General features: G+C 68.5%; 8 protein-coding genes. 1 reads left to right on the top strand and 7 read right to left on the bottom strand.

Annotation, left to right across the window (positions count from 1 at the left end; genetic code table 11):
- Nucleotides 1-24: 24 nt before the first annotated feature.
- Nucleotides 25-1,359: a DegT/DnrJ/EryC1/StrS family aminotransferase gene (locus AC07WJ_RS06910; protein WP_494933767.1), complete on the bottom strand. Its 1,335-nt coding sequence runs from the start codon at nt 1,357-1,359 to the stop codon at nt 25-27.
- Nucleotides 1,360-1,522: 163 nt separating this feature from the next.
- Between AC07WJ_RS06910 and AC07WJ_RS06905 the strand changes: the two genes are divergently transcribed.
- Nucleotides 1,523-2,872 carry a sugar porter family MFS transporter gene (locus AC07WJ_RS06905; RefSeq protein WP_494933766.1) on the top strand — a complete coding sequence of 450 codons (1,350 nt, stop codon included), beginning with the start codon at nt 1,523-1,525 and terminating at the stop codon, nt 2,870-2,872.
- A gap of 22 nt (nt 2,873-2,894) precedes the next feature.
- Here AC07WJ_RS06905 and AC07WJ_RS06900 read toward each other — a convergent pair whose 3' ends face one another.
- From AC07WJ_RS06900 to AC07WJ_RS06875, 6 genes are all read right to left on the bottom strand, one after another.
- Complete coding sequence (locus AC07WJ_RS06900) at nt 2,895-3,866, bottom strand: hypothetical protein (RefSeq protein ID WP_494933765.1); 972 nt, start codon at nt 3,864-3,866, stop codon at nt 2,895-2,897.
- Nucleotides 3,867-4,500: 634 nt separating this feature from the next.
- A complete protein-coding gene (locus tag AC07WJ_RS06895; protein ID WP_494933854.1) occupies nt 4,501-5,694 on the bottom strand; it encodes a M20/M25/M40 family metallo-hydrolase in 1,194 nt (397 codons plus the stop codon).
- Nucleotides 5,695-5,847: 153 nt separating this feature from the next.
- On the bottom strand, nt 5,848-6,435 hold the full coding sequence (locus AC07WJ_RS06890) for a hypothetical protein (protein ID WP_494933764.1): 588 nt from the start codon (nt 6,433-6,435) through the stop codon (nt 5,848-5,850).
- 342 nt (nt 6,436-6,777) lie between these two features.
- The gene (locus AC07WJ_RS06885; RefSeq protein WP_494933763.1) at nt 6,778-7,314 is read right to left on the bottom strand and encodes a CYTH domain-containing protein; all 537 of its coding nucleotides are present in this window, start codon (nt 7,312-7,314) and stop codon (nt 6,778-6,780) included.
- A gap of 208 nt (nt 7,315-7,522) precedes the next feature.
- Nucleotides 7,523-8,431, bottom strand: a complete 909-nt coding sequence (locus AC07WJ_RS06880) for an alpha/beta fold hydrolase (protein ID WP_494933762.1) — start codon at nt 8,429-8,431, stop codon at nt 7,523-7,525.
- A gap of 553 nt (nt 8,432-8,984) precedes the next feature.
- A complete protein-coding gene (locus AC07WJ_RS06875) occupies nt 8,985-11,621 on the bottom strand; it encodes a caspase family protein (RefSeq protein ID WP_494933761.1) in 2,637 nt (878 codons plus the stop codon).
- Nucleotides 11,622-11,790: the final 169 nt, after the last annotated feature.

The raw sequence follows: 11,790 nt of genomic DNA, 5'->3' as shown, positions 1-11,790 counted from the left end.
TCTCCACTTCCACCAGACCGCCGATTACGGGAGAGTGCTCGCCACCTTCCGGATGGCCAGGATGATGTCGGTGACATCGGCCTCGCTCAGAACCGAGCCGATGGTCAGAAGCGCGCCCCGCGCGTGGAAAGCGTCGCAGGCCGGCAGGGCGCCATGGCCATAATGATAGTCCGCCGCGAAGGCATTCGCCGGGTGCGACCAGGGAAAGCCGTCGCGGGAATTAGAGCGGCGATGCACCAGGCTGGGGATGTTCGAATACCAGTGCAGCCCCCACTCCCGCGTGGAAATGCAGACAAGGCTTCCGGGCGGACCGACAATGCCCTCGGCGCGCAGCGCCGCGACGAACCGCGCGGCGGTCGCCTCGTCGCGCAGCAGCATGAAGAGCACCGGACCGGTATCGCCCGCGGGATCCGGCACATTGCGGAACGTGAGCCCCGGAACGCCCTCCAGGGCGTGACGGATCCGCCATTTCGCCGTGCGCATGGCCGCGGTAATGGCGGGCAGCTTGCGCATCTGCCCGAGCGCCATGGCGCCGGCAAGTTCGGACATGCGGGCGCCCATGCCCCAGAGCTGGCACGCTTCGTCCGAGGTATCGAGCCGTCCCGCGGCGGTGCGCGGATAGCCGAGATCGTGCAGCGCGACGATCCGCCTGAACGGGGCGTCGTCCTCGCAGACGATCAGGCCGCCGTCGCCCGAGGTCATGTTCTTGTTGAGCTGGAAGCTGAAGATCCCGATATCGCCGAACCGGCCGACCGCGCGCCCGTTCTGGCTGCCTCCGGCGGCTTGCGCGCAATCCTCGATCAGCTTCAGGCCGTGCTCGCGGCAGATCGCGGCGATCTCCTCGATATGGCCGGGCGCGCCGCTCATGTGGACGCAGAGCACCGCGCGGCTCTGCGGCCCGATCTTGCGGCGCAGATCCTGCGGATCGATGCAGAACGTCTCGTCGATATCGACCAGCCGCGGAATCGCGCCGGCGCGCACCACCGCCGCCACGCAGCTGACCCAGAGATAGCCGGGAATGAGCACTTCGTCGCCCGGGCCGATATCCAGGGCGGAGACCGCGATGGCGAGCGCCGCCGTGCCCGACGACACGCCCAGCGCATGGCGGTGGCCGAACATCTCGCACCATTCGCGCTCGAATGTCTCGACCATATGCTGCGGGTCGGGACCATAGAAGCGGAATGGGCTTCGCGACAGGACGACGCGCTCCACCAGCACCCGCTCCTCCTCGCCGATCCACTGCGCACCCGGCAGCTCCCAGGGAAGCGGCTCCGCGCGGACCGGTGTCCCACCGTCGATCGCAAGTCGATTGGGACGCAGATGCTGAGGGTTGAGCGTGGCGGATTCTTCCGTTGCCATCGATCTATACTCTCTTTTTCATTTCGACGATCTCCAAATATGTTTGGAAATACTTATCAATATCGACTATACCGCGCCAAGAAATAGTATTGCACAGCTCACCCCGGCGTCGATATCGGCATAATTCGCTGATATCGGAAATTTCCGGAAGAAAGTGGAAAACATGCGCGGAATAGCGACTATTCTAGTCATACTCATGGTTTCATTTTCAGGAATACTTTTTGGATACAGCACGGCATCGATCGCGGGCGTCCTGGATCACCTCAAGGAACAGTTTGCGATCGACGTCTTCCAGGAGCAGCTGCTGGTGGCCTGCCTGCCGGGCGCCAGCTTTGTCGGCGCCGTCGTCGCCGGCCCGCTATCGGCCGTGCACGGGCGGCGCCTGTCGCTGCTGATCGCCCTCGTCCTCGCCGGCGCCGGCTTCGTCGTCATCCTGGCCGGGCCGTCCTATGGCTGGCTGATCGCCGCGCGGGTCCTGGTCGGCCTGTCGATCGGGCTGTCGTCGATGGTCACGCCGATGTATGCCGCCGAGATCACGCCGGCGCGCCGGCGCGGCGCCGTCGTCGCGCTGTTCCAGCTCGCGATCACCGCCGGCATTCTCATCGCCTACGGAACCCCGCTCGGGCTGCCCGGGGCATCCTGGGGCGTGATCCTCGGGCTCGGCATCGTGCCCGCGGCATTCGGCCTCGTCGTGGTCATGATCCTGCCGGAGAGCCCGCGCTGGCTTCGGTCCAGCGGGCGCGAGGCCGACGGCCGTGCGGCACGCATGCTGGGCCTCGAAGCCGACATGGCGGAGGTCCCGCACCCGGCCGCCGGGCGAGGCGCGACGCTCCGGTCGGTCATTCCGCTCGGCAGCACGCGCGCCGTTCTCGTCCTGTGCAGCGCCCTGTTCGTGCTTCAGAACCTCAGCGGCATCGACGGCATTCTCTATTACGCCCCGCGCATCTTCCAGAATCTCGGCTTCTCGGCCGGCACGGCGGCGCTGGCCGCGACCTTTGGCCTCGGCCTGCTCAATTTCGCCGCGACCCTGGCGGCGCTCCTCCTCGTCGATCGCGTCGGCCGCCGCCCCCTGCTGATCATCGGCTCCGCCGTCATGGCCCTCGGCCTGGCCGCCGTGGTGGCCGCGGCCCTGTGCGACTGGCCCTGGGTCGGCCTCGCGGGCCTCGGCGTCTACATCATGGCCTTTGCGATGAGCCTCGGCGCCCTGCCCTATGTGCTCATGTCGGAGCTTTTTCCCGCGGCCATTCGCGAAACCGGCATTGCCGTCGCCTCGGCGACCAGCTGGCTGTTCAACATGCTGGTCGCTCTCACCTTTCTCTCGCTGGTCGAATGGATCGGCCTGGCCGGCGTGATCGGGCTGTTCCTGGCCATTTGTCTGGCGGCGCTCGGCATCTGCATCCGCTTCGTGCCCGAGACGCGTGGACGCTCGCTCGAAATGATCGAGCAGGATGTCCTTGCGGGCGTCGCGTTGCGTGCCATCGGCAAGGCGGCCGATGGCGGCGCCTCGCGTTGAGATCCGCCCGGGCGGCGGGCCGTCAGGAGGCGGGGTGGGTTTCGCTGGGTGCGACGCGGTCGAAGTCCAGGCCGAGCGCCCCCAGCGCGGCGGGCGGCATTTCGAGCAGGCCTTGCGCGGCCGGCGCCTGGAGCAGGGCGAGCAATTGCCTGCTCGCGACCATGCGCCGCGGGTCATCGACATAACCGAGATGGCCGATATGCTCGTCCAGGAGATCGGGCGACGCGGCGAGATATCCTTGTCCGTGGAGCGGATCGCGGCGTTCCAGATGATCACGCACCAGGACGATGCGCCCCGCCATCGAGCGCGCCTCGAAGTCGTGAAGGGCTGCGCCGCTGAGGATGCCGCCGACGATATTGGCCGGCGGAGATGGTGCGCGGAGCGCCAGAAAATAGGTCCGGAGGCTCAAGCTGCAGCGCAACGCGGCCTGCGCCGTTCGCCCGTCGCAGAACATCGGGCCGGTCATGGTGATGTCCTGGCCGAACAGGCTCTCGGTGTAGCGGACCGCGAAGTCGTCGCCGTCGGCGGGCATGATCTCGGCGCGGCCGAGAATGAGATTGCCCATCTCCGCCTGCGACCAGGACGGCGAAATGGCCAGGTAGCGCCCGGCCAGCCAATGGTTCGGCCGCCAGGACGTCTGTCGTATCGCCGGTCTGGAGGCAGGCTCGTTCACTGCCCGTGCCGGGACCGGCGGCGTGGATTGATCCTGGCGCAGCCTGGCGAGCGCCGCATCGGGGACCGGGAGGTGACGGCGGACCGTCTGGGCGAATTCGTCGAAGGAGGAGGCTGCGACGAAGGAGGCGGCAAGCCCGCCGCCGAGAATGCGCGCCCAATCGTCATAGACGCTCGAAAGTCGCGGCGTCGCCTTGCCGCGCACCCACTTATAGGCATTCTGCACGGTGAACGCCGTCTCCGGATTGACCGCCGCAAAGCGTGCGCAGAGCTCCTTGCTGGTCGAGCATCCCAGCGCCAGGGACGTGAGCTGCAGCTTCATGGCAAGCTCCGCCCCCGCCCCCGCTCCGCCATTGAAGCCCGGGTCAACGGCCATCGCTTGCTCCGGCGCCATCGATGCCACAGCCGCCAGGGCGTGCCGGAGCGGCTCGGAAGCCAGCCTCGATGGCCGCGGCGCTGCCGCCGCTGAGGACGGCCCCGACGCGAGAACGTCGATGCAGCGCTCGCGACGCAAGGGCGCTGACATCGGCGGCGGACATGGCGGCGACAGTGGAGAGCCGCTTCGCTCGCCCCCGTACCCGAAACGGATACAAACTGTTCATGCTTCCCCCAACGATCCGCGCCCGGAACGAGGCTCCTTGCAGTCGACAACAATCCCGTTGCCGTCGGCGTGGCCGTTAATCGAGCGTTATACGGGCGTTAATTCTGGTCGGGGCGCATGTGACGATGGCGCGATCGGTTCGGCGCGGCGATTTCAGGCGTGGACGCGGACCGCGGCGACGCTCCGCACGAAGGCGGCAGCGGCCCTCCCGCATGCCTGGTCGACCCGGGTGACGGCCGGCGCATGGCCCAGGCGGGGGCGAGGCGCGCACCTGCCGGCCCGCAAGACGGGCCGGCACGTCAACAGCGATCGCCCGCATCTGGCCTGCCGCGGCGGCGCGGGCGATCCGGCGCGGTCAGCGCTGCGTCGCCAGCGCGATAGCCAGGCGACAGGCGTCCTGGAACGCGGGAATGTCGATCCATTCATCGACGGTATGCGGCTCGTTCTGTCCTGCCCCGAACGTGACGGTCGGTATGCCGTGCAGGGTCAGCCAGTTCGCATCGAGGCCGCCATTGGCAAGCCGCAGATTGGGAGTGAGCCCCAGGCTCGACACCGCAGCCGTGCCATGGGCGACGACGGGCAAGCTGCGATCCAGCGCGAAGGCGTGATATTTCCGGTGGCGGGTGAACGTGATGCTGCCGGTCTTGCCTTCGCTGTTGGGCAGGGATTTCACCGCGTTGCGGAACGCGGCCTCATAGGCGTTGGTGATGTCATCGACGAAAGCCATGTCGTGGCTGCGGCTCTCGCCCTCGACGAAGGCATAGTCGGTGACCACATTGGTCGCGTCGCCGGCCGCCTTGCCGCCGTGACCGGCGACGGTACCGACATTGCTGGTGCCGGTCCGGCCATCCTTGACCACCTTGCCGAACCACCCGCCGGCCTGGACCTCCGCGAGAGCCAGCGCCGCGATCATCGTCGCGGAAATGCCGCGCTCGGGCGCAACGCCGGCATGGGACGCGCGACCCGATATCTCGACCTCCCAGCTATCGGCTCCGACCGCGCCGGTCACGATGTCGGATGGTTTGCTCGAATCGAAGTTGAAGCCCATGGCCACCGGCCCGACCCGCTCCAGGTCGATGTAGCGCGCGCCCCAGAGCCCGCTTTCCTCCCTGACGCAGAACACCAGCACCAGCGGCGGATGGTCGAGATTCTGGCGGGCGAGTTCGGCTGCGAGCGACACCAGCACCGCACAGCCCGTCCGGTTGTCGCCGCCGAGGGCCGTGTCGCCGCCACTGACGATCCGCTCGCCGTCGATCCGCGGCTTGGCGCCGGCGCAGAGCGGCACGGTGTCCAGATGGGTCATGAACATGAGCGGCGGGTTGTTGCTGAGCGCACCGCGCCCAGGCAGCTTGACGATCAGGTTGCCGGTCTCGGTCGGCACCGGAATGCGCGTATTGGCATCGTCGAAGCCGATGACATCGGCGGGGACACCCACCTCCACGAGCGCCCGCCCAACGTCGGCCCCGATCGCCGCCTCCTGGCCGGTCACCCCCTCGATCCGCAGAAAGCGCATCAGTCGGTCGAGCGCGGCTTGTTTGTCGTGGGTGATCATGGCGACCTGGTCCTCTGGAAGATGGGATGTGCGCAATCTCGCTCAGCCTTGCGCCGGAGAGGAGTGCGTCCTCGGCAGGGACGCCCTGCCCGGCCGGAACGGATCTTGCCGCTCTCGCATCGTGATCGCCGCCCAAGCGGCCGGCGGGCCTCAATGGATCCTGTTGAACACCCGCGCGATCCAGACGAATTGGTAGGAGATGTGGATCAGGACGACGGCGAGCTGGACCTTGCGGTTCTTGAAAGCCCAGGCGACCATACACAGCGTCAGGCCGAGCGGCACCTGAACCAGATGCTCGGCGCTGAGCCGGTTCCAGTGTTCCGGCCCCTTGATGAGCGTGTCGACCACGTCGAACACGAAGGTGGCCGCCAGCAGCGCGAAGAACCAGCGCCGCCGCTTGATGAAAAAGTCCTCGTAGCCGCCATATTCCGAGATGTTGTCGGGAAACAGGAGCGCGGCGAGAAGGAAGAGCACCACGGCATAGCTGATCAGGAAGAGAAAGACGCTGAAGCTCCAGTAGCTGATGCGGGACAGGCCGAATTCCCACCACCAGAACAGCACCAGCTCGATCAGGATCGAGGCGGCCCAGAACATATGGAGCACGGAGACGCGGTTGCGCCCGGGATGCTGGATGAAACTCGCGACCCCCGTCAGGATGCGGGCGATGCCGAGGCCGATGACCATGCCGAGAACGATTCGGACATGCGGGAAGATTTCGGAAGGCGCCGCCGTTTCCATCAGTCGTTCTCAGCCCCGGGCCCATGCCGTTCGGTCGAATTTCATTCGATGTCCGAAAAGTTACGAGACACTAAAGAGGCGGATGGCCGGCAATGGAATAGGGCCATTCCCCTCGAGGCGGAATATCCCCGCTTGCCACCGGTTCCGGCGCGCCCTCGCGATGATGTGAAGCGGGGAAAGCGGCTGTCGCGCCAGCCCTGTCGGTCGGGTGCCATGACGCCGCGGCGGGCCGTTCCGGCCGGCAGCATGCCAGCCTGGACAAGGCTCGGCTTGCGATCCGCCATCCGGCCGCGCGGCGAGGCCACCCCGGCCACCGATCCGTTCGCGGCGATGTCGATGGGTTCAAAGCGCCTTGCGCTGCCTGGAAAGGTCGGTAGCGGCCAGGCCGGTCGCCGGCCGGCGCAGCGGCAGAACCTCGCCCTCCACCGGTACTCCCGAGCGGGCGAGCGCCGAATTGCGATAGCGTGGATCTTCCGACACCTCCACGCCGAGCCAATCCGGCCGCTCGAAGTCCTCGGCCGCGTGGTCCAGCTCGATTTCGGCGATCACCAAGCCGGCGTGCCGCCCGTCAAAGGCATCGACCTGCCACAGCTTGCCGCCATGGGCGATCTCGTAGCGATGCTTGACGATGGGCTGATGCGGGCAGAGCCGGAGCATGTTCTGAGCATCCGCCAGCGGGATCGCATATTCATATTCCTCGCGGGAGATTCCGGCGCGCTCTCCCTTGACCGAGAGCGTCGCCGCGCCGTCCTGCAGGCGGACACGGACCGAAACATCGCCGGTGACGGGCAGATAGCCCTGCTCGATCCGCCTGACGACGGCGCCCTGGCGCCATCCCTCACCCGTTACCAGGAATTTGCGTTCGATTTCGATCGCCACCGTCACCGTCCATGGGCCGCCCTCGCGGCGAAGCCCCGTTTACCATTGCTGCGGCCAAGGACACCGCGACGGGCTTCCGCATTGCGGCAAGACCCCTTGGGCAAGATCCCCTGGTCAAGATCACCCGGCATTGTATTACGAGCAATCCGGCTTTCTGACTATTCCGGATGAGGAACTACCCCAGGATTTCTGGCACCGGGCAGCGCCATCATGGTGAACCCGCCGACCTGTCGGCCGCCTGACAATGCCCGGCGATCGCCTCGACAAGGGTCGGGATCAGGCTGGTCGGCAGGTCGTGTCCCCACCCGGGTATGATCCGCAGCGTGGCGCCGGGGACGTGCCTGGCGGTGTCTTCGCCGGCGGCAACCGGCACCAGCGGATCGTCCTGGCCATGCAGCACCAGGGTCGGCACGGCGACCGTCTTCAGACGTTCGACCCGGCTGCCGCTCGCCAGGATCGCGACCAGTTGGCGCGCGATGCCGCTGGGATGGTGGGAGCGGTCGAAGGCCCGTTCGACCCTGGCGCGCAGTTCGGCCTCCGGTGTCGGATAGCCGGGGCTGCCGATCGTCCTGAGGATCGTCATGCCGAACTGGATCGACGCCTCGCGCTCGTCGCCCGGGGGGCGTGTCGCCGTCAATGTGGCGGCCGCGGCGGGCTGCGCCTGCGGCAGGCGCGGATCGCCGCTGGACGACATGATGGAGACGAGGCTGCGCACCCGGTCACCATGCCTGGCGGCGAGCGTCTGGGCGATCATGCCGCCCATGGAGGCGCCGACGATATGGGCCTTGGCAATGCCGAGCGCGTCCATGAGGCCGAGCGCATCGCCGGCCATGTCGTCGAGATTGTAGGGCGCCTCGACCGGCTGCCCCATGAAGGCGCGAACGAAAGCCGCGGCGACATCGACCTTCGGCGCCTGGTCGAATTTGGACGACAGGCCGACATCGCGGTTGTCGAAGCGGATGACCCGGAAGCCGCGATCGGCGAGCCTGCCGCAAAACGCCTCGGGCCAGGCGATCATCTGCGTGCCGAGCCCCATGATGAGCAGGATCGCGGGCGCGCCGGCGGGACCCACCTCGTCATAGAAGATGTCGATGTCGTTGGCCCGGACTGTCGGCATGCGGCATCCCCCGTCGGTCGCGTTCAGGTCGACGGCGAGGCGCCGCCGGTCAATATCGTAGCCGGCGATCCCGTCGGGAGTCTCGGCGAGCTTGCGCCTGGACGATACGGAACGCGAGCGATACCGCGGCCCGGCGCCGCGCCCCGGTGATCAGGCCGCCGCGCCGGCTGGCGCGGCGGGGCCGCGGCCCGCGGTTCGTATCGGCGGCCGCCGCTCGTCCGGATTGGGATCCGGCGTTTCATCGGGCAAGCCCTCCGGCTCCGGTTCCTTGATAGGCGGAGAGGCCGGATCGGGTTCCGGCTCGGGCACCGGCGGCGGACCATCCTGCTGGCCCGGCGCCGGATCGGGCATCAGCCTGTTCGGTTCGAGATCCGGCATGTGACGACCCTCCCTGCATTTCAAAGGGACAACAGGCAAAGGCCGCCACGGTTCCGGCCCCGCCGCCACGGGCGGTGGCCGATGGCCGTGCCGGATGCCCCCGAGCCGCCATGCCGGTCGCCTTGCTCCGACCGCGCGATCGACAAGGCGGCGACGCGCCCGGATGCCCGCGGTCCTACCGCCTCTGGCGTTCGGCCGCCTCACGCGCCCTCTGCTGGGCTTCGCGGGTCCGCTGTTCAGCCGCCTCACGTGCTCTCTGTTCGGCCTCTCGCGCCCGCTGCTCCGCCGCCTCGCGTGCCCTTTGCTGCGCCTCCTGAGCCCGCTGCTCCGCCGCTTCGCGTGCCCGCTGCTGTGCGTCACGCGCCCGCTGCTCGGCGGCATCACGGGCCCTTTGCTGCGCCTCCTGGGCCCGCTGCTCCGCCGCTTCACGGGCCCGCTGCTGTGTGTCACGGGCCCGCTGCTCGGCCGCATCACGCGCCCTTTGCTGAGCGTCCTGAGCCCGCTGCTCCGCCGCTTCACGTCCCCGTTGTTGTGCATCCCGCGCCCGCTGCTCGGCCGTCTCGCGCGCCCTTTGCTGGGCGTCCCGTGTCCGCTGCTCCGCCGCATCGCGCGCCCTCTGCTGGACGTCCCGTGTCCGTTGCTCGGCGGCGTCACGCGCCCTCTGCTGGGCATCCCGCGTCCGTTGCTCGGCAGCGTCACGCGCCCTCTGTTGGGCATCCCGTGTCCGTTCCTCGGCCGCGTCACGCGCCCTCTGCTGGGCATCCCGCGTCCGCTGCTCGGCCGCGTCACGCGCCCTCTGCTGGGCATCCCGTGTCCGCTGCTCGGCCGTCTCGCGCTCCCTTTGCCGCCCCTCCCGTGCGCGGCGCTCCGCCGCTTCGCGCGCTCGGTGCTGAGCCTCCCGCCCGCGCTGCTCGGTCAGCTCGCGCGCTCTTTGCCGCGCGTCACGCGCTTGCTGCTCCGCCGCCAGCACCCTTTGCCGGGCGGCTTGCCGCTCCTCCTGCGTAGCCTGCTCGGCAAACCGCTCGGCTTCCTCCGCCCGTTCGCGGGCGTCGCGCTCGGCCGCCTCCGCCCACTCCTGCGCCGATTGCTCGGCGGCCCGCGCCCGCTCGTCGGCCGCCTCCTCGGCCGCCTGCTGCGCCGCCTCCAGCTCGATCAGCCGCTGCCGTTGCACGCGGTCCTGCCGTGGCGAGACGACAGGCGCCACCCGCCCGGCCGCGGCCGGCGCCGACGAACGCCGGTCAGGGACCACCGGGCGGGCCTCGCCCTCATGGCGCCGCTGCTCCGGCGAAGCGAGACCCGCCGGCAAGGCGATGGCGAGCGCCATAGCTGCCACGGCGCGCGCCTGGCCCGGATAAGGCCGAACCAACTGGCCGGCCGGATTGGTCACGGTCACGGTTCGATCGACCGGGTTGATGCCCACCATGTTGTGGATATTGGCGCCGATGACGTTGATCGGCGCCGGCGCCACATGAGCCGGGCGCTCGACCCCGGCGGGCACGGGATGGTAGGCGGCCAGGATCGGCAGGACGAATGCGCCGACGGGCGGCAGAGGCGGCGGCATTTCGGCGAAATAGGCCGGCCGCTGCGACAGGAAAAACACGGGAACCGGCGGCGGCGGCAAGCCATGGGCGGGATCCGCGAAGGACACGATCGCGCGCCGCGGAGAACTGATCCCGTCCTCCGGCGCAAGCTCGACGCCAATGGCGGCAAAGGTTGACGGCGGTTCGGGCGTGGCGGCCAGAAGCGTCAGGCGACGGCGCGCGGCGGCCACGTGCGAACCATGTGGATGACGGCCGAGATAGGACCAATAGCCCTCGGGCGTATCGGCCCGCGTGGCCTGCCACCATGCGATCGCCTCGCGCTGGACCGCCATGATGACCCGCACGCGCCTGGCGAGCGGGTCGTCGGGATAAGCGGCCAGGAAATCCCGATAGGCCGGCCATGCGTCGCGGGCCAGGACCGCGAGATAGGCGCCATGGACGTCGAAGGACTTTATGGAATCCGCCAGCAACGAGCGGAAACGATCGGGAGCTTCCGCCGCGACGTTGCGTTCGAGCAGCATGACGGGTCGTCCGACCAGCGCGACATCCCAGGCAAGCTGCGCCCCGCCGGTCAATTCGCTGACCCGCACCCGGACGCGCGCGAACAGCTCGTCGAGTGGCAGGCCGCCGGCCTTGATCATTTCCGCCAAGGCCGCCGCATAGTGGCCGTAGGGCGCCCCGCCGTCGGAGCCGATCGTCCCCGGCGTCGCGTTGAAGGCGATCACCGTCGCCGCGTCCGAGCGCATCACGGCCAGACCCGCGGCAAGCCGTTCGCCCGATGCGGCGAAGCCGTTGGCGCGCGCGGCGTCGAGCACGACGACCCGCGCCTTCAGGGGCAGCGCCGCCAGGGGCTTGGTGAGATCGGTCAGGCGGATCGCCGCCAGCGGCACCTCGCTGGCCTGACCGATGCGCGCATCCACCGGCACGAGATAATTCTCACCGTCGAACTGCACGGCATGGCCGGCGAAATAGACGAAGGCGACGGTATCGGGCCCCGACATCCAGGCCTTGTCGAGGAATTCGCGGAACGCCGATCGCAGGTTGGCGGCATCCAGGTCGCGCGCGCCGACCACGTCGAAGCCCGCCGCCTGCAGGCTCTGCGCGACCAGACCGGCACCATTCGCCGCCGTCGGCAACGGGCCGGCCTGATAGGCGCTGTTGCCGATGACGAGGGCAATCCGCTTTTCGATCTGCTGTGCCTGGCCGGGACCGAGACCGTAAAGGAAGACAAATAATACAATCGCGAAATGAAGAATTCGACCCCCGAGCATCGCAGATCCTCCCGGTCCCGCTCGTTCTCTTGGCGTTGAATTCTTCGTGATCCGCTCTGAATGACACTTGAACCAAAGGTGACGGAAACCAGGCGGCAATATTGCCTGGGTGTGTCGGCCGCACCGCCTGCCCCTGGGGGGCACGAGACAAAAGGCGGCGATGCGGGCG

Source organism: Phreatobacter sp. GW821-FHT04C01 (assembly GCF_059420385.1).
This window is presented reverse-complemented; position numbering and strand designations above follow the sequence as displayed.

Bases quoted from the DNA above. Each gene is read 5' to 3' on its own strand.
- AC07WJ_RS06910 (WP_494933767.1), bottom strand. From the start codon at position 1,359: ATGGCAACGGAAGAATCCGCCACGCTCAACCCTCAGCATCTGCGTCCC.
- AC07WJ_RS06905 (WP_494933766.1), top strand. From the start codon at position 1,523: ATGCGCGGAATAGCGACTATTCTAGTCATACTCATGGTTTCATTTTCA.
- AC07WJ_RS06900 (WP_494933765.1), bottom strand. From the start codon at position 3,866: ATGAAGCTGCAGCTCACGTCCCTGGCGCTGGGATGCTCGACCAGCAAG.
- AC07WJ_RS06890 (WP_494933764.1), bottom strand. From the start codon at position 6,435: ATGGAAACGGCGGCGCCTTCCGAAATCTTCCCGCATGTCCGAATCGTT.
- AC07WJ_RS06880 (WP_494933762.1), bottom strand. From the start codon at position 8,431: ATGCCGACAGTCCGGGCCAACGACATCGACATCTTCTATGACGAGGTG.
- AC07WJ_RS06875 (WP_494933761.1), bottom strand. From the start codon at position 11,621: ATGCTCGGGGGTCGAATTCTTCATTTCGCGATTGTATTATTTGTCTTC.